Consider the following 20,515-nt stretch of genomic DNA (forward strand, 5'->3'; position numbering starts at 1 on the left):
GATCGCCGTCGTTCACCGCGTGGCCGGATGGGCGTCGCCGGACGGCTGCCGCGGCGTCGATCCCGGTCGTTTCACTTCGAGGCATGACGGTTCTTCCGATCCACAGTCCACTGTCCGAATCGGCCGTGCGCCGGACGCTGTTCGTCGCCGGCGAGTACGACGTCGTCGTGACCGGACATCCCGCCGACATCCGGGCCGCCCAACGCCTGCGGTTCGCGGCCTTCCGTGCCGAGCCCGGCTACTCCGACGCCATCGGCGACGTCGCGACCGGTGTGGACGCCGACCGGTTCGACGGCTTCTGCGATCACCTCCTGATCCGGCACCTGCCGACCGGTCAGGTGGCCGGGTGCGCCCGAGTCCTGCCGCCGGCGCGGGCCATCGCCGCGGGCGGGTGGTACTCGGCCGGGGAGTTCGACCTGGGCGAACTGGCGTCGATCGCGCCCGAGACCGTGGAGATGGGGCGCGCGGTGGTGCACCCGGCGCACCGCAGCGGCGCGGTGACGGGACTGCTGTGGACCGCGGTGCTGGGTTACCTCGAGGACGGCGGCTACCGCTATCTGATGGGGTGCGTCTCGGTGCCGGTCGACGCCGAGGCCGGGCGCGGGCGGGACCTGCGCGGCATTCGCGACGTGGTGCGCGATCGCTACAGCGCGCGGTGGCAGGCGTTTCCGTACCGGCACGTGGAGGTCGACGGCGCGCGCCTGGACGACCTGCCCGCGGTGGCCAAGCCGGTGCTCCCGCCGCTGTTGCGGGGCTACCTCCGACTCGGTGCGCGGGTCTGCGGCGAGCCCGCCTTCGACGAGGTCTTCGACGTCGGCGATTTCCTCACGGTGATCGACCGGGAGGAGGGCGACGACCGCTACCTCACGCGTATGCGCGGGGCGCTCGCTCGGCTGTCCGCACCCGCCGCGGCCGCGGACGGGCAGCACTGACGGTGGCCGCGGCCCCGGCGGCCCAGGGGGCCCAGGCTGCGCAGACGATGGATCCGTGGGTTCCGGTCAGTGGGTGCGGGCCCCAGTGCGTCCCGCCCGAGCGGGATCGGGTGGGCGCGGTGCGGGTCGCGGGCCGCGTGTCCGCGCTGGTGCTGGCCGGACTGATCCTGCTGCTCGTCGGGCTGCTCACCCCCGCGCTGCCGCGGCGCGTCCGAACCGGCTACTGGCGCTGTGCCGCGCGCGCGTGCCTGCGGACCGTGGGCCTGCGCGTGGCGGTGACCGACCATCGGCCGCGCGGTGCACGCGCGGTGCGCGGGGCGCTGGTGGTGGCCAACCACATCTCGTTCCTCGACGTCTTCGCGGTCGCCGCGGTGGCGCCCGCCCGTTTCGTGGCCAAACGCGAGGTGCTGGCGATGGGTGCGCTCACCCCGCTGCTGCGCTGCTTCGGCGTGCTGCCGCACCGGCGGGGTCTGCTGCGCGAACTGCGGTCCGATGTGCGCCGCGTGGCCCGCATCCTCGACCGGGGCCGCCCCGTGGTGGTCTTTCCGGAGGGCACCACCCGCTGCGGCATCGCCGCGGGCGCGTTCCGGTCGGCCTTCTTTCAGAGCGCGATCGACGCGGGCGTACCGGTGCTGCCGATCGCCCTCCGCTATCACCGGGCGGGCACGACCGCCGTGGCGCCCGGATATCTGGGGGAGGACTCGGTGGTCGACACGTTGCGCCGAGTACTGCGCTCCCGCGGCCTCGTCGTCGCGGTGACGGTGCACCCGCTGCAACTGCCGGCCGGGGATCGTCGAACCCTGGCGACGCGCTGCGGCGACCTGATCCGTCCGGAGCGAGCACCACGGGCGTGGGCAGTGCCGGTGCGCCGGAGTGACCTGGTCGTCGGCATTGGGCCGGGAAGGCCACCCGCGGCTATTCTGGACGGCGATCATGTCCGTGTATCTCGACAACGCCGCCTCCACCGTGCTGGTGCCCCAAGCACTCGCGGCGATGAGCGATGCCTGGAGTCGACCGGGTAACCCGATGTCACTGCACGACGCCGGTCGTCGGGCCCGCCGCCTCCTGGAGGAGTCCCGAGAGACGATCGCCCGCTGCACCGGCGCGCGCCCGTCCGAGGTGATCTTCACCGCGGGCGGCACCGAGTCGGACAACCTCGCCGTGAAAGGCATCTATCGAGCCCGTCGTGCGCAGGACGAGCGACGACGCCGCCTGGTGATCTCCGCCGTGGAACACCACGCGGTGCTCGACCCGGCCCAGTGGCTGGCCGACCACGAGGACGCCGAACTGGTGATCCTGCCGGTCGACGCGCACGGCCGGGTGGATCCGGAGGACCTGCGCGCCGAACTCGCCGAGCACGCCGACGAGGTCGCGCTGATCTCGGTGATGTGGGTCAACAACGAGGTGGGCTGCCTGCAGCCGATCGCCGAACTGGCGGCGGCGGCGCGCGAACACGGGGTGCCGATGCATTCGGATGCGGTGGCAGCCGTGGGCCACGTGCCCGTCGAGTTCGCCGCGAGCGGGCTGTCCGCGCTGACTCTGGCCGCCCACAAGTTCGGCGGCCCGCAGGGCGTCGGTGCGCTGGTACTGGGCCGCGACGTCGCCGCGCAGCCACTGCAGCACGGCGGCGGTCACGAACGCGACCTCCGGTCGGGGACCCAGGACGTGGCCGGCGCCGCAGGCATGGCCGCGGCCCTGCAGCGGGCCGTCGACCACCGCGACGAGGACACCGCCGCGGTGACCGCGGTGCGCGATCGACTGCTCGCCGTGCTCGACACCCTCGACGGGGTGACGGTGAACTCCGGACCCGAGGGTCTGCCCGGGGTGGTCCACGCCAGCTTCGACTCCTGCGAGGGCGACTCGCTGCTCATGCTCCTGGACGCCAAGGGCGTCCAGTGTTCCACCGGCTCGGCGTGCACGGCGGGCGTCGCCTCGGCCAGTCACGTGCTGCTCGCGATGGGTCTGGACCGCGCCGCGGCGCGCGGCTCGCTGCGGTTCTCGATCGGACCGGACAACACCGTCGCCGACATCGACCACGTCGCCGCCGTCCTGCCCGAGGCCGTGGGCCGCGCTCGCGCGGCCGGATTGATGGGAGTGCGCTGATGGCGGAACTCGAACCGAACACCGAATCGACCCCTGAGCCCCGTCGAAGGGTGCTCGTCGCGATGAGCGGCGGTGTCGACTCGTCGGTCGCCGCGGCCCGCGCCGTGGAGGCCGGCCACGACGTGGTGGGCGTGCACCTGGCGCTGTCGACCGCGCCGGGCGCGCTGCGTACCGGCTCGCGCGGCTGCTGCTCGCGCGAGGACGCCGACGATGCGCGCCGCGTGGCCGACATGCTCGGCATCCCGTTCTACGTGTGGGACTTCGCCGACCGCTTCAAAGAGGACGTGATCGACGAGTTCGTCGCCGCCTACGCCGCGGGCGAGACCCCGAATCCGTGCCTGAGCTGCAACGAGAAGGTCAAGTTCGCGGCGCTCGCCGAGCGGGCCGTCGCCCTGGGCTTCGACGCGCTGGCCACCGGTCATTACGCGCGACTGGACGACGGCGAGCTGCGTCGTGCGGTGGACGCCGACAAGGATCAGTCGTACGTGCTCGCGGTGCTCGATCACGGTCAGCTGGGCCGGGCCATGTTCCCGATCGGGGACACCCCGAAGCCGCAGATCCGCGAGGAAGCCGAGCGGCGCGGCCTGCTCGTGGCGAACAAGCCCGACTCGCACGACATCTGCTTCATCCCGACCGGCGACACCAAGGCCTTCCTCGGCGCGCGCATCGGCGTGCGGCCCGGCGCGGTGGTCGACAAGAAGTCCGGCGAGCAACTCGCCGAGCACGACGGCGTGCACGGTTTCACTATCGGCCAGCGCAAGGGTCTCGGCATCGAGGCACCCGCCGTCGACGGCAGCCCGCGCTACGTGACCGCCATCGATCCGGGCACCGGGACGGTCACCGTCGGCACCGCCGAGGATCTGGAAGTGCACTCGATCAGCGCCACCAAGGCGATCTGGTCGTCCGGCGAGGTGCCCGCGGGGCCCGTCGAGTGCGTGGTGCAGGTGCGCGCCCACGGCGGTCTGGCCGACGCGGTCGCCACCCCCGTCGACGGCCCCGACGGACCCGGCATCGAGATCGCGCTGCGGCAGCCGCTGCGCGGCGTCGCCCGCGGTCAGGCCGCGGTCCTGTACCTGCCGGACGCGGTCCAGGGCGACCTGGTGCTCGGCTCGGGTCGTATCTCCGCGGCCGCCTGAACCCGCCCCGGGTCAGAGTTCGAAGGTCTCGCCGGCGGTCGCGGTCTCGAGTTCGCCCAGCAGACGGTCGCGGGCGGTGATCACCCGCGCGAACTCCTGGACGCGCGGGGTCCACGGCCCCGGCCCGCCGAGCAGCGGAATCTCCAGCTCGAAGAGGCGCTTTCCCAGGGTGCCCAGGGTGCTCTGCACGAACACCAGATCGCGGATGCGGTGCCGCACCGACGGCAGGGTCAGTGCGAACAGCAGCGCATACGGGTCCAGGTCCGGCGCGTCCGGGCTCACCGAGATCACCTGCAGGTGGCTCTGCACCAGGCTCCGGACGTTGCGCTCGGTGATCATGGCGGCGGCGCCGATCCGGTAGCGGCCGTCGACCACGATCAGCACGTCGCCGACCCGCAGGTCGATCGGCCCGCGATGCTCCCGGTACACCGCCTCGCTCACCGATTTGGTGGGATCGGTGGACACCTCGAAATTGTTGAGGTCGGAGGTGCGGATGAACGGGATGTCGCCGGTGCCGTAGGCCGCCGACCCCGGTTCGCGTCCCTTGCGCACGCGGATCAGGCCGGCCTCGCGCAGCTGCCCGAGTGTCACCCACTCGGCGCCGGCCAGGAGGGCCTGCTCGTCGGCGCTGCGCGGTGCGGGGCGCTCGAAGTAGCGCGGCACCAGATAGGTGTGGCCGGTCAGGTCCGCCGCCGACCAGGCCGTGGTGCCGTCGGCGCGGTGCGGATACGCCGCGGCGAGATCGGCGAAGTCATCCGGATACGCCGCGCCGTCGGCGGTCACCGACTTGCCGCGGCGGTCGTGCCCGCAGTGCAGCGCCGCCGCGATCCACGTCGTCGCGTCGCCCCCGTCGTCGTCGGCGGTGGGGGTCTCCTCGTCGTTCTTGGTGAAGAACAGCACGTTGGTCTTGGTGTCGGTGCCCGGTTGGAAGGTGGTGCGCGGGCAGTCGAGGAGGGCGTCGACGGTGCCGCGGCGCCGCAGCCACGTCCACACGAAGCCGGAGCCCAGGTTGCCGAAGACGCCCTCGGGCAAGACGATGCCCATCCGGCCGCCCGGCCGCAGCAGCCGCACGCACAGTTCCACGAACAAGATCTGCGGATCGCGGCTCTTCTCCACCTGTTCGGTCTGCGTCCACGCTCCGGCGGTGTCCCGGGTCCAGACGTGCCCGAAGTCGTACCGCCGCAGCAGGTCCGGGTCGGTGACGCCGATCCGGGCGCCGAACGGCGGATTGGTGGCGACCACGTCGAACTGCTCGGTGCGCCCGTCGGCGTCGATCCACGCGGCCGGGTCCAGGGAGTTGCGGTGGAAGGCGCGGCCGTCGTCGCCGGCCACCATGGCCAGCAGCGCGGTCATCAGGCGGTAGAGGTCGAAGTCCTTGTCCGCGCCCACCACCTCGACGCGGGCCCCGCGGTCGGCGGCGTGGGCCACGGCCTCGGCGAGGAAGCCGCCGGAACCGGCGGACGGATCCACCACGCGCTCGCCGTCGGCCGGATCGAGCATCGAGACGATGGCCCGCACCAGGGTGCGCGGGGTGAAGAACTGGCCCTTCTCACCGCGGATACGCGGCCCGAGGACGGCCTGGAAGGCGTCGCCGACGATGTGCGCGGGCGCATCGTCGAGGGCGATGTCGGACAGGGCGCGCAGCGCGTCGCGGATCACCGCGTCGTCGTTGTGGAAGGCCTCGTCGGGGGAGATGGCACCGGGGAACTCGTGATGGGCCAGGTCGAGCAGCAGCGCCGGGTCGGCGCCGTCGAGCACCGACTGCCACACCTGCGTGCGGCCGGCGCGTTCGGCCGCCAGCTTCACCAGTAGCGCGAGCGTCATGTCCTCGACGATGCGTTCGGCGCGACTGCTCTGCCCGTTGGAGTAGAGGTGGAAGTAGAGGCTGCGGAAGGCCTCGCCGAGGTGCGAGTTCGAGGGCGAGGGCATGGCCCTCATCCTAGGGCGGTGCGGTACGGCCGAGGAGATTAGGCTGGCGTGGTGAGCGAGCGTTCCGTACCGGCGGCCCCCCGGATCCCCGTGGCGACGGCGACCGGGATCGGTTCCATGCCGGGCACCGATCCCCGCGAGGCGGCGACCGTCGTGACCGGCGAATCAGGTCTGCCGCATCTGCCGGAACTGCCCGGCCGCGGGGTCGGCGGCGACCTCATCGGGCGCACCGCCGGTCTGCTCGTCGACGTTCCGGTGGACTACGTGCACCGCACCTACCGGTTGGCGGTGGCGCCCACCGTCGAGACGCGGCGGGCCCGTGACTACCTGCGCTGGGATGTCGACGCCGTCGAAGAGTGTTGGGAGACGGGCGGTCTGGGCGGCGAGCACGAGGTCCTGAAGATGCAGGCGTGCGGTCCGTACACCTTCGCCGCGCACGTCGAGCTGCGCGGCGGACACAAGGTGATCCGCGACGGCGGCGCCGTGCGCGACATCGCGGCCTCGCTGGCGGCCGGACTGGACGAGCAGGCGCAGGACCTGGAACGACGCCTCGGCGTGCGCACGGTGGTGCAGGTGGACGAGCCGTCCATCGGTGCGGTCATCGACGGCACCGTGACCCCGCTGACCCGACTGGATCCGATCGCGCCGATCCCGGTGCCCGACCTGCAGGCCGGCCTGGAGACCTTCGCCGCACAGGTGCGGCGGCCGATGCTGCTGCACAGTTGCGCGCAGCCGCGGTGGGACCTGCTCGCCGGCCTGCCGTCGTACGCGGTGTCGATGGATCTGACCCTGCTGACCGAGCGTGACTACGACGGACTGGGCGCCCTGCTGGACAGCGGGCGGGTGCTGGCGGCGGGGGTGGTGCCGACCACGGATCCGGGACAGTCGCGCACGGAGTTGGTCGACGACCTGGTGGCCCGGCTGCAGGGGCTCGTCGACCGCATCGGCCTGCCGCGCACCGTTTTACGCGATCAACTGCTGGTGACTCCGGTCTGCGGGCTCGCCGGCGCGAGCCCGGCCTGGGCCGCGCGGGCGCTGGCCGTGGCCGGCGACGTGGCCGAGGGCGTGGCCACGCTGTGACGACGGCGATCGATCTGGCGAAGGTCCAGCGGCGCACCCTCGCGGTGGTGATCGCCAGCCAGGTGCTCGGTGGCGCCGGTCTGTCGGCGGGCGTGGCGGTGGGCGCTCTGCTGGCCCGCGACATGCTCGGCTCGGACGCCCTGTCGGGGCTGCCCGCCGCCGTGTTCACGCTGGGCTCGGCGGCCGCGGCCTTCGGCGTCGGCCGGATCGCGCAGCGTTCGGGTCGCCGGATCAGTCTGGCGATCGGCTTCGGTGCGGGTGCGCTCGGCGCGGTGGGCATCGTGATCGCGGCCGCGATCGGCAACATCCCGCTGCTCTTCGCCGCGCTGCTCGTGTACGGCTCGGGCACCGCGACCAACCTGCAGGCGCGCTACGCGGGCACCGACCTGGCCGCGCCGGACCGACGCGGACGAGCGATCAGCGTCTCGCTGGCGGCCACCACGCTGGGCGCGGTGGCCGGCCCGAACCTGCTGACCCCCACCGGGGCGTTCGCCGAGGCGATCGGTCTGCCGCGGCTGAGTGGACCGTTCCTGCTCGCCGCGGTGGCCTACGGTGCCGCGGGCCTGATCTTCTATCTCCTGCTGCGCCCCGACCCGTTCCTGCTGGCCCGGGACGTGGCGGCGCGCGCGGCGGACGACGACGCCTCCGAGGTCGAGGCCGGTGGCGCGTCCGCGCCGCGTTCGGCGTTGTACATCGGCGCCGCGGTGATGGTGACGGCGCAGATCGTGATGACCGGCGTGATGACGATGACGCCGGTGCACATGGTCGACCTCGAGTACGGTCTCACCGCCGTCGGGGTGATCATCGGTGCGCACGTGGCCGCCATGTTCCTGCCGTCGCTGGTCACCGGTCCGCTCGTCGACCGGGTGGGGCGCGGTCCGATGGCAGTCGGCTCGGTGGTGCTGCTGGTGCTGGCCGGGCTGCTCGCGGCCTGGGCCCCGATGGATTCGTTGGGGCTGCTGGCGGTCGCACTCATCCTGCTCGGGCTCGGCTGGAACCTCGGACTGATCAGCGGCACCGCCCTTGTGGTGGACGCCACGTCGGCACCGGAACGTCCCACGGTGCAGGGTTCCATCGACGTGCTGATCGCGCTCGCCGGGGCCGGGGCCGGGGCGTTAGCGGGTGTGGTGATGTCGGTGTTCGGGTTCGACGTGGTCGGCTATGTCGGCGCGGTCATCGCCGTTCTGCTGCTCCCGGTGCTGTGGATGTTGCGGCGCGCCGGGGCGTTCGGCAGGGTGGCGGTGTGACTGATCAGGCCGAACCGACGGAATCGACCGAATCGACCCCACCTCCCGCCTCGTCTGCGCCCCAGCGGCGCCGTCGACGCGACCTGATGCTCCTCGGGGTGCTGGTACTGGTACTGATCGGGCTGATCGTCGCGCTCGTCGTCCGGAACGCCGGCTCCTCGGATCAGGCGTCGTCGACCACCGCGTCCGCGGCACCGGCGACGTTCGGGCCGCTCGGCGATCTGTCCCGTCGCCAGGCCGACGATCCGCGCGCGCTGGGCGAGGTGGACGCGCCGGTCACCATGGTGGTCTTCTCCGACTTCCGCTGCCCGTTCTGCGCCGCCTACGCGCGCGACATCGAACCGCAGCTGGTCGAGAAGTACGTCGACACCGGAAAACTGCGCATCGAATGGCGGGATCAACCGATCTTCGGCAAGGAGTCCGAGCTCGCCGCCCGCGCCGGATGGGCGGCCGCGGCGCAGGGCAAGTTCTGGGAGTTCACCACCGACGTCTACGCCGACGCGCCGCAGACCGGACACCCCGACCTGCCCATCGACGTCCTCGTCCAGCACGCCGAGGCCGCCGGGGTGCCCGACCTCGACCGCTTCCGGAGCGAGACGCTGAGTGATCGGTACGCCGCCGACATCGCCGCGGACGCCGCACCCACCGAGGAGTTCGGCATCATCGGCGTGCCCGCCTTCGTGATCGACGGCGAACCGATCGTCGGGGTGCGTCCGATCGAGACCTTCGAGGTGGTCATCGACCAGTACCTGGGCGGGCGCTGACACGTGGGTCAGATCGGTCTGGCCGGAGCGTTTCTCGGCGGGCTGCTCGCACTGCTCAGCCCATGTGCGGCGCTGCTCCTGCCGTCGTTCTTCGCCTTCACCTACGACGGCGCCAAGTCGCTGATCTCGCGGACCGGGCTGTTCTTCCTCGGCCTGGTCGCCGTGCTGGCCCCGATCGGGGCGGGCGCCGCGGCGTTGGGCTCGCTGTTCACCGTCCACCGCGGCACCGTGACCATGATCGGCGCGATCGTGGTGATCGTCTTCGGCGTGCTGCTGATCGTCGGCAGCGGTTTCGGTTTCGGTCGCCTCTCCGGGCTCGCCGACAGCGTGCGCGTGGTGGGCCCGGCGTCGACGGTCGCCCTCGGCGCGGTCTACGCCTTCGCCGGCTTCTGCTCGGGGCCGCTGCTGGGCGCGGTGCTGACCGTGGGTCTGGTCAGCGGTGAGCCGGTGTACGGCGCCGCGGTGATGGTGGCCTACGCCGCCGGGATGACCGTGCCGCTGCTGCTGTTGGCCGCGTTCTGGACGCGCATCGGGCCCCGGGTGCGCGGGGTACTCCGCGGGCGGGAGATCACGGTGGGCCGCTTCACCCTGCACAGCACCTCGTTGATCTCCGGGCTGGCGCTGATCGCGATCGGCATTCTGCTGTGGGTCACCGAGGGCACCGCCTCACTCGGCGCCCCGGTCGGCGCCGACACCCAGCTGCGGTGGCAGGCGCAGGTGGCCGAGTGGGCCGATGCGTTCAGCAATCTCGCGGTGCTCACCCTGCTGGTCGCGGCGGCCGTGGTGGCGCTCGCGATCAGGGTCGTGGTGCGTCGCCGGAGCTGATCGGCAACTGGGCGACGGCGCGTTTCGGAGCGATCTGCCGGAAGCTCGCGTCGAGGAGTTCGGCCACTTCCGTCCAGTCCGACTCGGCGGACAGTTCCAGGCCGAGCCATCCGTAGGCCCCCACGTACGAGGGCACGAAGAAGCGTTCGTCCTGCGCAAGGGCCTGCTGTTCGCCCGGGTCGGGAATGAACAGCAGTGCGGTGGGCAGCGGCGTCTTCGTCGCACCTTTGCGGGAGCCGCCGTACATCGCGAACATCTTGCCGCAGCGGAAGGTCGGCCGCCCGTGCGCGACCTGCTCGGTGGCCTCCGGCAAGGAAAGGGCGATCTCCCGGACCCGCGCGAGGACGGGGTCGGCGTCGTCGAACATGATCGGATGCGGCATGGTTCTAGGCTAAGCGCGCGCCGGTCGAGGCTGCCGGGGTTTTCTCGGGCTGCGGTGCGATCGGTGGGAAGCGGGGGGACAGGGTGGACGAGAAACCGACGGATCGGCGGGTCGACCCCGCCGGACTCAGCCCGCACCCCTATCCACCGGAGCCGGCGCCCGCGCGCCGGGGGCTGACGCGACCGATGATTGCGGCGCTGGTGGCGCTGGCACTGCTGATGATCGGCGCCCTCGTCGCCGCGGCGCTCGCGATGGTCTACGTGCAGAGCCGTGTTGCGGTGGCGGGCCTCGCCGACTCGCACATCGAGCTGCCCTCGGGTGCGGTGTCGGCCGCGCCCAGTGCGCCGGCGGTCGATTGGGCGAATCCGGCCTGGTTGGGCACGTTCGCCGGCGACACCGACACCGGGCACTACTCGGTCACCTTCACCGACGACGACCCGGTGACGGGCATCCTGCTCATCACCGGCAGCCGGACCTGCCGGATGGAAGTGCGGCAGGACTATCGGTTCACCGAATCATCGGTGGCCGCGCGCCTTCTCCCGCTGGCCCACGAAGACTGCGGCAGGTCCGCCCTCGATCTCGTGGTCAGCGGCGACCGGCTGACCCTCAATTACCGGTCCGCGACGTACGTGCTCCCGCGAGTGTGAGCGAGCGTCGTCGGACCGGGCGACTAGAATTCTGCTGTGACGAACGCGCAGCAGGAGTGGGCCGAGCTGGCCGACGAAATCCGTGACCACCAGTTCCGCTATTACGTCAACGACGCGCCGATCATCGCCGACGCCGAGTTCGATGCGCTGCTGCGACGACTGCAGAAGCTCGAGGACGAGCACCCCGAACTCGCGGTCCCCGACTCGCCGACCAAGCTGGTCGGCGGTGGCTTCTCCACCGCGTTCACCCCCGTCGATCACCTCGAGCGGATGATGTCGCTGGACAACGTCTTCGACGCCGACGAACTGCGCACGTGGATCTCGCGCACCGAGGCCGACGCCGGCGCCGACATCGACTTCCTGTGCGAGCTCAAGATCGACGGCGTGGCTCTCTCGCTGGTCTACGAGGACGGCCGACTGGTGCGCGGCGTGACCCGCGGCGACGGCCGGACCGGTGAGGACGTCACCCTCAACGCGCGCACCATCGTCGGCGTCCCGCACGTGCTGACCTCCACCGACGAGTACCCGGTGCCCGCGCTGCTGGAGGTGCGCGGCGAGGTCTATTTCCGGCTGGAGGACTTCCAGAAGCTCAACGCCTCCCTCGTGGAGGCGGGCAAGGCGCCGTTCGCGAATCCGCGGAACTCGGCGGCCGGGTCGCTGCGGCAGAAGAACCCGCAGATCACCGCGCAACGCAATCTGCACATGATCTGCCACGGCGTGGGCCGGATCGACGGCTGGCGACCGACGTCGCTGCACGAGATCTACCTGGCGCTGACCGCGTGGGGCCTGCCGGTGTCCGCGCACACCACCAAGGTGGTCGGCGCGCAGGCCGTGGCGGACACCGTGGCCTACTGGGGCGACAACCGGCATTCGGTGGAGCATGAGATCGACGGCCTCGTGGTGAAGGTCGACGACACCGCGCTCCAGCGTCGCCTCGGATCCACGTCCCGGGCCCCGCGCTGGGCGATCGCCTACAAGTACCCGCCGGAGGAGGTCACCACCGAACTGCTCGACATCAAGGTCGGCGTCGGACGCACCGGGCGCGTGACGCCGTGGGCGGACATGACGCCGGTGCTGGTGGCCGGGTCGACGGTGGCGCGGGCCACCCTGCACAACGCCTCGGAGGTCAAGCGCAAGGGCGTGCTGATCGGTGACACCATCACCATCCGCAAAGCCGGCGACGTGATCCCCGAGGTCCTCGGCCCGGTGGTGGATCTGCGCGACGGCACCGAACGCGAATTCGTGATGCCCACGCACTGCCCGGAATGCGGCTCCGAGCTGCGGCCGGAGAAGGAGAGCGACGTCGACATCCGCTGCCCCAACGCGCATCGCTGCCCGGCGCAGCTGCGCGAGCGGCTGTTCCACCTGGCCGGTCGCGGGGCCTTCGACATCGACGCGCTCGGCTACGAAGGCGCCAACGCGCTGCTGACCGGCAAGGTGATCGAGGACGAGGGCGACCTGTTCGCGCTCACCGCCGACGACCTGGCGGCGACGTCGTTCTACACCAACAACTCCGGTGGGCTCTCGGCGAACGGGCAGCGGCTCCTGCAGCACCTGCAGACCGCCAAGGACGTCCCGCTGTGGCGGGTGCTGGTGGCGTTGTCGATCCGGCACGTCGGACCGACCGCCGCCCGCGCACTGGCCACCGGCTTCGGGTCGCTGGAGGCCATCGAGGCGGCGAGCGTCGAGGACCTCGCGCAGGTCGACGGAGTCGGGGAGACCCTGGCCACCAGCATTCGGGACTGGTTCGACGTCGACTGGCGCCGGGAGATCGTCGCCAAGTGGCGTGCGGCCGGCGTCTCGATGGCCGACGAGGTGGACGAGTCGATCGCCCGCACGCTGGAGGGCAAGACCATCGTGGTGACCGGTTCGCTGGTGGACTACACGCGCGACGGCGCCAAGGAGGCGATCATCGCGCGCGGCGGCAAGGCCTCCGGGTCGGTGTCGAAGAAGACCGACTACGTGGTGATCGGCGACGCCCCGGGCAGCAAGGCGGCCAAGGCCGAGCAGCTCGGCGTGCCGATCCTCGACGAGGAGGCCTTCACCCGCCTCCTGGAGACCGGCGCCCCGTAAAGCGCACCGCACGGTGCCTGTTGCCGTCTGCTGCAGTCACCAGGCGACTGCACCAGACGGCAACGCGGTCGGAGCGGGGCTCAGTCCGACTGGATCAGGCCGGAGAGGATACCGGTGAGGTGGCCGAGGCGAGCCACCTCGCTGGGGCGGAACGCCGGCCCGCCGACGCGACCGAGCAGCAGGGCCTTGCCGCTGCGGCCCAGCGGGGCGGCCGCCAGGGTGGTCGCGAGTTCCTGCCACGGTGCGGGCACCCAGTCGGCGTCGGCGTCGAGTTCGCGTGCCTCGCTCAGCGGCAGCCAGTCCGCGCGCGTCAACGGCGTCTCCGGTGCGGCCCCGCTGGCGGCCAGCTGCACCGGCTCGTCGCCGGACTGGGCCACCACCGTCGCCCACGACACGTGCAGGCTGCGGGGAGCGAGATCGACGAGGACCTGCAGCCGGTCGCGGCGTGCGGCGGCCACGGCATCGATCAGTTCCAGTTCCTGGTGCAGGTCGAGCTTGCCGACGAACGGCCGCAGCGAATCCACGGTGACGCCCTCGACCGACTCCGCGGCGGTGATCAGCGTGTCCGGCAGCGAACCGTTGGGCAGCTCCACCACGACGTCGTCGACCGCGAAACCGTCGCCGCGTTCGATCACCTCCAGGGAGCGGATGTCCGCGCCCACCGTGCCGAGCGCCATCGCGAGCAGCCCGAGGCTGCCGGGTCGATCGGTCAAGGTCACGCGCAGAAGGTAAGACACGGCTTCCATTATTCGAACCCTTGTTGCGGCGTCGTTACGCCGCGGTTGCGGGCGCCGCGAGTCGGCGCACGGTGACGCGAGTCATAGGCCCACGCTACCGACGCGAGGGCCGCGGCGCAGGAGTGTGCGGGCGGGCCCTAGGCTGGACACATCGCACGTGTACGAAAGGAGCCTCCGATGCCATCGCAGTCTGAGCCCACCATCAGCAGGACCGAGGTCGCGCACCTGGCGCGTCTGTCGCGTCTGGCCCTGACCGACGACGAACTCGACCAGTACGCCGCGCAACTGGACTCGATCCTGGGCCACGTGGCCCAGGTGTCCGAGGTGGCCGCCGACGATGTTCCGCCGACCGCCCACCCGGCGGACCTGCGCCACGTGGTCCGGGAGGACGTCGTGGTTCCCGGGTTGACCGTGGAGGAGGCCCTGTCCGGGGCGCCGGCCGTCGAGCAGGACCGTTTCGCCGTTCCGCAGATCCTCGGGGAGGAATGACCACCGTGAGCACGCGTACCGCCAATGAGGTCACCGGCCTGTCCGCCGCCGACCTGGCCGCCAAGATCGCCGACCGCGAACTGTCGTCGGTGGAGGTGACCCAGGCCCATCTCGACCGCATCGCCGAGATCGACGGCGAACTGGGCGCGTTCCTGCACGTCGGGGCCGACGCCGCGCTGGCCGCCGCGCGCGCCGCCGATGAGTCGATCGCCGCGGGCGAGGCCACGTCCTCGCTGACCGGTGTGCCGATCGCCCTCAAGGACGTCTTCACCACCGTCGACGCGCCGACCACCTGCGGCTCCAAGGTGCTCGAGAACTGGACGGCGCCGTACGACGCGACGCTGACCACGCGGCTGCGCGCCGCCGGCATCCCGATCCTCGGCAAGACCAACATGGACGAGTTCGCGATGGGCTCGTCCACCGAGAACTCCGCCTACCAGGTGACCCGCAACCCGTGGGACGTCGAGCGCGTCCCCGGCGGCTCCGGCGGCGGCAGCGCCGCGGCCCTGGCGTCGTATCAGGCGCCGCTCGCGATCGGCACCGACACCGGCGGCTCCATCCGCCAGCCCGCCGCGGTCACCGCGACCGTCGGCGTGAAGCCGACCTACGGCACCGTCTCCCGCTACGGCCTGGTGGCCTGCGCGTCGTCGCTCGATCAGGGCGGACCGTGCGGCCGCACCGTGCTCGACACCGCGCTGCTGCACGAGGTGATCGCCGGATTCGATCCGCGCGACTCGACGTCGATCGACGTCGCCGTGCCCGACGTGGTGGGTGCGGCCCGCGCCGGCGCCACCGGCGATCTGACCGGTGTGCGCGTGGGCGTGGTGAAGCAGCTGCAGGGCGAGGGCTACCAGCCCGGCGTCCTCGAATCGTTCGAGAAGGCGTGCGAGGTGCTGCGTGCGCAGGGCGCGACCATCGTCGAGGTGGACTGCCCGCACTTCGAGTACGCGCTCGGCGCCTACTACCTGATCCTGCCGTCGGAGGTCTCCAGCAATCTCGCCCGCTTCGACGCCATGCGCTACGGCCTGCGCGTCGGCGACGACGGCACGCACAGCGCCGACGAAGTGATGGCGCTGTCCCGCGAGGCCGGTTTCGGCCCCGAGGTGAAGCGTCGCATCATGATCGGCACCTACGCCCTGAGCTCGGGCTACTACGACGCCTACTACGGCCAGGCACAGAAGGTCCGCACCCTCATCGCGCGGGACTTCGCCAAGGCCTACGAGACCGTCGACGTGCTCGTCTCGCCGACCACCCCGCAGACCGCGTTCAAGCTGGGGGAGAAGGTCGACGATCCGCTGTCGATGTACCTGTTCGACCTGTGCACGCTGCCGGTGAACCTCGCGGGCAACGCCGCCATGTCGGTGCCGTCGGGCCTGTCGTCGGCCGACGGCCTGCCGGTGGGCCTGCAGATCATGGCGCCCGCCCTGGCCGACGACCGGCTGTACCGGGTCGGCGCGGCCTACGAGGCGGCGCGCGGACCGATCGTCGGCTGAGCTCGGAGCGTCCGGTAGCCGGGCTCGCCGGATTCTGGTCGAATGGGAGCATTCGCCGGCGGTCGGCGGCGCGGTGACAGGGAGGTCGGACGTTGGCTCGGTACGGGATTCTCACCTCGGGCGGTGACTGCCCGGGATTGAACGCGGTGATCCGCGGGACGGTTCTGCAGGGCAGCACGGTGCACGGCCAGGAGTTCGTCGGCTTCCGCGACGGCTATCGCGGACTGGTCTACGGCGACATCCGGCCGCTGAATCGGCTTGCGGTGCGCGGCATCTCGCGCAACGGCGGCACGGTCCTCGGCACCAGCCGGTTCGGGCCGTACTCCGAACCCGACGGCGGTCCGGAGAACATCAAGAAGGTCCTCGAACGCCTCGACATCGACGGCGTCATCGCCATCGGCGGCGACGGCACCATGGCCGCGGCCAACCGCCTCTACGAGGACGGCATCCCGATGGTCGGCGTGCCCAAGACCATCGACAACGACCTGGAAGCCACCGACTACACCTTCGGCTTCAGCACGGCGGTGGAGATCGCGACCGACGCCGCCGACCGGCTGCGCACCACCGGCGACTCGCACCAGCGGTGCATGGTGCTCGAGGTGATGGGTCGGCACGCAGGCTGGATCGCGATCTACGCCGGCGTCGCCGCCGGCGCGCACGTCACGCTGATCCCGGAGGCGCCCGAGACGCTCGAGCAGATCTGCACGTGGGTCGCCCACGCCGCTGAACGCGGCCGCGGCCCGCTGGTCATGGTGGCCGAGGGCTTCACCCTGCCGGAGATGGACGACCCGCACTCGGTCAAGGGTATGGACGAGTTCGACCGCCCCCGACTCGGTGGCATCGGCGAGGTCCTCGCACCCCTCATCCAGGAGCGCACCGGCATCCAGACGCGCGCCACCACCCTCGGCTACATCCAGCGCGGCGGCGTGCCCACCGCGTTCGACCGCGTGCTCGGCACCCGCTTCGGCCAGGCCATCAGCGATGTCATCGCCGACGGCCAGTGGGGGCAGATGGTGGCGCTGCGCGGCACCCAGATCGAGCGGGTGCCGTTCGAAGCGGCCGTCGGGCACATCAAGTCGGTGCCGTTGGACTTCTACGAGGGCGCCCGCGCGCTCTTCGGCTGACATGACCGATCGGCCCGTGCTGCCGCCGGTCCTCGAGCAGGCCCGACGCCTCGTCGCGCTCGGTGTCGCCGAACGCGCCGGGTTCGACGGCGACGACTTCCTGGCCCGCGCCGCCGCACTGGCCGGTCCCGAGGACGACGAGCGGCTGCTCGTCGTCGATCCGACGCTGGCGCCGCCGTCGGCGCTGGCACCGTTGATGCGCCTGCCCGCGCACGACGTCGACGGGGCCAAGGAGGGCTTCGTGGTGGTCGACATGACCGACGTCGACCGCTTCGCTCCACTGCCCGAGGTGTCGGTGCCGACCGGCCCGCTGTACGTGGTGACCGGCCTCGATCGCGGCGACGACTACGCCAACCGCACACCGAACGAGACGCTGCCGGAACTGCTCGCCGCCGGTCGCACCCCGCTGCTGCTGCACGAAGCGATCACCTGGGCGCTGCAGACACCGCAGGTGGTGGCGCCCAACCGCTGCTACATGGCGATCGGCTCCCGGATCCGCAAAGCCGACGGCACGCTCGACGCACGCACCCCGGCGGTGTGGATCTCCGCAGGCACCGGCCGCGATGGCGCAGCCCGCAAGGGAGCGCCGAAAGTGGGCTGGTGCTGGGCCGGAAACCGACACACGTGGCTGGGCATCGCGTCCGCGCAGGGACGTGCGGGCGGGTCCGCGGCGTCGTCGGCGGGCTGACGCACCTCCAGTGGGCTGGCGGGCCACGCCCCGCATCGGGCCCCAGATACGATGGTGACCATGAGTGTGGCTACCGACGACCTGATGGACTTCGACGAGGCTCTGCAGCGATTCGATCCCGTGATGGGCATGGAGGTGCACGTCGAACTCGGCACCGCGTCGAAGATGTTCTGCGGCTGCCCCACCACCTTCGGCGGTGACCCCAACACGCAGGTGTGCCCGGCGTGCCTCGGCCTGCCCGGCTCGCTGCCGGTGGCCAACAGCAAGGCCATCGAGTCGGCCGTCCGCATCGGGCTGGCCCTGAACTGCTCGATCCGCGAGTCGAGCGTGTTCGCGCGGAAGAACTACTTCTACCCGGACCAGCCGAAGAATTACCAGATCAGCCAGTACGACGAGCCCATCGCCTACGAGGGCTACCTCGACGTGGTGCTCGACGACGGCACCACCTGGCGGGTGGAGGTGGAGCGCGCCCACATGGAGGAGGACACCGGGAAGTCGCTGCACGTCGGCGGCAGCACCGGCCGCATCCACGGTGCCAGCCACTCGCTGCTCGACTACAACCGCGCCGGCGTGCCACTGGTGGAGATCGTCTCCAAGCCGATCACCGGGGCCGGCGAGCGCGCACCGGAGGTGGCCCGCGCCTACGTCACCGCGCTGCGCGACCTGCTCCGCGCCCTTGACGTCTCCGACGTCCGGATGGACCAGGGATCCATGCGCTGCGACGTGAACTTGTCGCTCATGGCCAAGGACGCCACCGAATTCGGCACCCGCACCGAGACCAAGAACGTGAACTCGCTCAAGAGCGTCGAAGCGGCCGTCACCTACGAGATCCGTCGCCAGGGTGCGCTGCTGGCCGCTGGCGGCGAGATCATCCAGGAGACCCGGCACTTCCACGAGGCCGACGGCAGCACCTCCGCCGGTCGCCGCAAGGAGACCGCCGAGGACTACCGCTACTTCCCGGAGCCGGACATGCCGCCGGTGATCGCCGAGCCCGCCTGGGTGGACGAGCTGCGGGGCACGCTGCCCGAGCTGCCGTGGGTGCGTCGCGCCCGCATCCAGGCCGACTGGGGCGTCTCCGACGAGGTGATGCGCGACCTGGTGAACGTCGGCGCCGTGGAACTGATCATGGCGACCGCGGAGGCCGGGGCCAGCCCGGACGCCGCCCGCAGCTGGTGGGTGTCGTTCCTGGCACAGCAGGCCAACACCCGCGACACCGAACTCGACGGTCTCGCCATCACCCCGGCGCAGGTCGCCGAGGTGATCGGCCTCGTCGACGAGGGCAAGCTCACCAACAAGCTCGCCCAGCAGGTGGTCGTCGCCGTGCTCGACGGCGAAGGCGAACCGGCGCAGATCGTCGCCGATCGCGGCCTCGAAGTGGTGCGCGACGACTCGGCGCTGCAGAAGGCCGTCGACGATGCCCTCGCCGCCAACCCGGACATCGCCGACAAGATCCGCAGCGGCAAGGTGCAGGCCGCGGGCAAGATCGTCGGCGACGTGATGAAGGCGACCCGCGGTCAGGCCGACCCGGCCCGCGTCAAGGAACTGGTCCTGGCCGCCTGCCAGTAGGCACCGCACAGCGAACGGCCCGGTACCCGCAGAGTCTGCGGGCACCGGGCCGTCGTGGTTCGCCGGTGCGGCGAAGACCGGTCAGGTGTTGTCGTCGGCTGACGAGCCGCTGCTGGTGTAGATCGCGACGCGGTCGTTGGTACTGGTGGGCGGAGCGCCGGACACCGTCTTGTTGATGGTGGCGATCTGCATCGCCGGGCCGAACGACGTCATCCGGCCCACCGCGCCGTACTGCTCCTTGACGTCGCCCTGCTGCGGAGTGCCCACGGCCGGGTTCGCGTTCGACGGTGCCGACAGCGAATCGATGCGGAACGCCTTGGCCATCGACACCGAGATCACGCCGCCCGCGACGGCGCAGCCGGTGATCCCCGGCCGCTCCGGCCACGACCACAGGGTGCGCACGCCGCCGGCCTCCACCTGCTGCAGCCGGTCGCCCTCCGGGCCGCTGTCGGCGACATACAGACTGCCGCTCTCGAGATCCGGGCACAGTGCCACGTTGGATCCGAAACCGGAGGCGATGATCTTGGGCCGCGGCTCACTGAGATTCGGGTCGATGGTGAACACCTTGCCGGCCAGCGATCCCGGGTTGTTAGCCGCTGCCGCATTGCCCGCGTTGCCGGTCGCCACCCGCAGCTCGGTGGGGGACACGAAGCTGATCGAGCCCATGTTGCCGGTCGCGCCCTTGGGGATGCCGGTCAGAATCGGCTTCACCGAATCGCCCGACGCGATCCGCACCACCCGATTGTCCGAACCGGTGCTGATCAGCGCGTAGATCATCTGATCCTGCAGATAGGTGGGCGACAACTCGAAGTCGATCAGGCCGCCGTCACCGCCGCCGTCGACCGGCACCGTCGCCACCGTCCGCTGCGGCCCGAACCTCTGGGAGATGATGATCTTGCCGGTGGTGCGCTCGGCCACGTAGGTGCTCTTGCCCTCCGGATCGGCCGGGCGCACGCCGCTCGTCGTGCCCAGGCAGGTCGCGATCACCGCCGGATTGGGGTCCACGCACGGCCCGCTCGGCGGGGGCTGATCGTCCTCGGTGGGCGGCGGCGGAGGCGGCGGCTGCTGCGGCCCGCCACCGCCGTCGGGCATCGTCGTGAAGCTTCCGGCGTTGGCCGAGCGTTCCTGATCGCTGAAGTCGGCGCAGCCGGTCGCCGACAACACGGTGATCGCCGCCACCGCGGTGACCGCGAGCGCGCGGCGGGCGGGGAGTCCCGGGATCGGCAAGGGCATGACACAACCCTATGCGATCGTTACCAAATCGTCGGGTGGCGATCCCCCTGCAGCCGCGCGAGCGCAC

General features: G+C 71.5%; 19 protein-coding genes. 15 read left to right on the top strand and 4 right to left on the bottom strand.

The window, feature by feature from the left end; all coding sequences use genetic code 11:
• The first annotated feature begins 83 nt into the window (after nucleotides 1–83).
• From ABD989_RS07160 to mnmA, 4 genes are read left to right on the top strand one after another with little or no spacing between them, the layout of a single operon-like run.
• A complete protein-coding gene (locus ABD989_RS07160; RefSeq protein WP_345312935.1) occupies nucleotides 84–932 on the top strand; it encodes a GNAT family N-acetyltransferase in 849 nt (282 codons plus the stop codon).
• A 47-nt stretch (nucleotides 933–979) separates the two neighbouring features.
• The gene (locus ABD989_RS07165) at nucleotides 980–1,954 is read left to right on the top strand and encodes a lysophospholipid acyltransferase family protein (protein ID WP_345312936.1); all 975 of its coding nucleotides are present in this window, start codon (nucleotides 980–982) and stop codon (nucleotides 1,952–1,954) included.
• Nucleotides 1,866–3,035, top strand: coding sequence for a cysteine desulfurase family protein (locus tag ABD989_RS07170; RefSeq protein ID WP_345312937.1), 1,170 nt, complete (start codon nucleotides 1,866–1,868; stop codon nucleotides 3,033–3,035). The genes ABD989_RS07165 and ABD989_RS07170 overlap by 89 nt, the downstream gene beginning before the upstream one ends.
• The gene (gene mnmA, locus ABD989_RS07175; RefSeq protein WP_345312938.1) at nucleotides 3,035–4,171 is read left to right on the top strand and encodes a tRNA 2-thiouridine(34) synthase MnmA; all 1,137 of its coding nucleotides are present in this window, start codon (nucleotides 3,035–3,037) and stop codon (nucleotides 4,169–4,171) included. The genes ABD989_RS07170 and mnmA overlap by 1 nt, the downstream gene beginning before the upstream one ends.
• Before the next feature lie 12 nt (nucleotides 4,172–4,183).
• On the opposite strand, the gene ABD989_RS07180 is transcribed toward mnmA, so the two are convergent.
• Nucleotides 4,184–6,100: an N-6 DNA methylase gene (locus ABD989_RS07180; protein WP_345312939.1), complete on the bottom strand. Its 1,917-nt coding sequence runs from the start codon at nucleotides 6,098–6,100 to the stop codon at nucleotides 4,184–4,186.
• A 51-nt stretch (nucleotides 6,101–6,151) separates the two neighbouring features.
• Between ABD989_RS07180 and ABD989_RS07185 the strand changes: the two genes are divergently transcribed.
• From ABD989_RS07185 to ABD989_RS07200, 4 genes are read left to right on the top strand one after another with little or no spacing between them, the layout of a single operon-like run.
• Nucleotides 6,152–7,180, top strand: coding sequence for a uroporphyrinogen decarboxylase/cobalamine-independent methonine synthase family protein (locus ABD989_RS07185; RefSeq protein ID WP_345312940.1), 1,029 nt, complete (start codon nucleotides 6,152–6,154; stop codon nucleotides 7,178–7,180).
• The gene (locus ABD989_RS07190) at nucleotides 7,177–8,427 is read left to right on the top strand and encodes an MFS transporter (protein WP_345312941.1); all 1,251 of its coding nucleotides are present in this window, start codon (nucleotides 7,177–7,179) and stop codon (nucleotides 8,425–8,427) included. Before ABD989_RS07185 ends, ABD989_RS07190 begins: the two co-directional genes overlap by 4 nt.
• Complete coding sequence (locus ABD989_RS07195) at nucleotides 8,424–9,191, top strand: DsbA family protein (protein WP_345312942.1); 768 nt, start codon at nucleotides 8,424–8,426, stop codon at nucleotides 9,189–9,191. Before ABD989_RS07190 ends, ABD989_RS07195 begins: the two co-directional genes overlap by 4 nt.
• A gap of 3 nt (nucleotides 9,192–9,194) precedes the next feature.
• Nucleotides 9,195–10,016, top strand: a complete 822-nt coding sequence (locus tag ABD989_RS07200) for a cytochrome c biogenesis CcdA family protein (RefSeq protein ID WP_345312943.1) — start codon at nucleotides 9,195–9,197, stop codon at nucleotides 10,014–10,016.
• On the opposite strand, the gene ABD989_RS07205 is transcribed toward ABD989_RS07200, so the two are convergent.
• Complete coding sequence (locus ABD989_RS07205) at nucleotides 9,988–10,398, bottom strand: MmcQ/YjbR family DNA-binding protein (RefSeq protein WP_345312944.1); 411 nt, start codon at nucleotides 10,396–10,398, stop codon at nucleotides 9,988–9,990. The two genes, ABD989_RS07200 and ABD989_RS07205, sit on opposite strands and share 29 nt — an antisense overlap.
• Nucleotides 10,399–10,583: 185 nt before the next feature.
• On the opposite strand from ABD989_RS07205, the gene ABD989_RS07210 reads away from it, so the two are divergent.
• Both ABD989_RS07210 and ligA read left to right on the top strand, forming a co-directional pair.
• Nucleotides 10,584–11,045: a hypothetical protein gene (locus ABD989_RS07210; RefSeq protein ID WP_345312945.1), complete on the top strand. Its 462-nt coding sequence runs from the start codon at nucleotides 10,584–10,586 to the stop codon at nucleotides 11,043–11,045.
• Between the two features lie 36 nt (nucleotides 11,046–11,081).
• The gene (ligA, locus tag ABD989_RS07215) at nucleotides 11,082–13,118 is read left to right on the top strand and encodes an NAD-dependent DNA ligase LigA (protein ID WP_345312946.1); all 2,037 of its coding nucleotides are present in this window, start codon (nucleotides 11,082–11,084) and stop codon (nucleotides 13,116–13,118) included.
• A gap of 80 nt (nucleotides 13,119–13,198) precedes the next feature.
• Here ligA and ABD989_RS07220 read toward each other — a convergent pair whose 3' ends face one another.
• Nucleotides 13,199–13,864, bottom strand: a complete 666-nt coding sequence (locus ABD989_RS07220; protein WP_246991302.1) for an ACT domain-containing protein — start codon at nucleotides 13,862–13,864, stop codon at nucleotides 13,199–13,201.
• Nucleotides 13,865–14,032: 168 nt separating this feature from the next.
• Between ABD989_RS07220 and gatC the strand changes: the two genes are divergently transcribed.
• From gatC to gatB, 5 genes are all read left to right on the top strand, one after another.
• A complete protein-coding gene (gatC, locus tag ABD989_RS07225) occupies nucleotides 14,033–14,344 on the top strand; it encodes an Asp-tRNA(Asn)/Glu-tRNA(Gln) amidotransferase subunit GatC (RefSeq protein ID WP_246991300.1) in 312 nt (103 codons plus the stop codon).
• Nucleotides 14,341–15,837, top strand: a complete 1,497-nt coding sequence (gene gatA / locus ABD989_RS07230) for an Asp-tRNA(Asn)/Glu-tRNA(Gln) amidotransferase subunit GatA (RefSeq protein WP_345312947.1) — start codon at nucleotides 14,341–14,343, stop codon at nucleotides 15,835–15,837. Before gatC ends, gatA begins: the two co-directional genes overlap by 4 nt.
• Before the next feature lie 92 nt (nucleotides 15,838–15,929).
• A complete protein-coding gene (locus tag ABD989_RS07235; RefSeq protein ID WP_345312948.1) occupies nucleotides 15,930–16,961 on the top strand; it encodes an ATP-dependent 6-phosphofructokinase in 1,032 nt (343 codons plus the stop codon).
• Nucleotide 16,962: 1 nt separating this feature from the next.
• Nucleotides 16,963–17,649 (top strand): DUF5701 family protein, encoded by a 687-nt coding sequence (locus ABD989_RS07240; RefSeq protein WP_246991294.1) that lies wholly within the window; start codon nucleotides 16,963–16,965, stop codon nucleotides 17,647–17,649.
• A gap of 60 nt (nucleotides 17,650–17,709) precedes the next feature.
• On the top strand, nucleotides 17,710–19,215 hold the full coding sequence (gene gatB, locus ABD989_RS07245) for an Asp-tRNA(Asn)/Glu-tRNA(Gln) amidotransferase subunit GatB (RefSeq protein ID WP_345312949.1): 1,506 nt from the start codon (nucleotides 17,710–17,712) through the stop codon (nucleotides 19,213–19,215).
• Nucleotides 19,216–19,296: 81 nt separating this feature from the next.
• On the opposite strand, the gene ABD989_RS07250 is transcribed toward gatB, so the two are convergent.
• On the bottom strand, nucleotides 19,297–20,448 hold the full coding sequence (locus tag ABD989_RS07250) for a PQQ-dependent sugar dehydrogenase (protein ID WP_246991290.1): 1,152 nt from the start codon (nucleotides 20,446–20,448) through the stop codon (nucleotides 19,297–19,299).
• Between the last annotated feature and the right edge of the window lie 67 nt (nucleotides 20,449–20,515).

It is taken from the genome of Gordonia alkaliphila (assembly GCF_039542465.1).
Lineage (GTDB): Bacteria > Actinomycetota > Actinomycetes > Mycobacteriales > Mycobacteriaceae > Gordonia > Gordonia alkaliphila.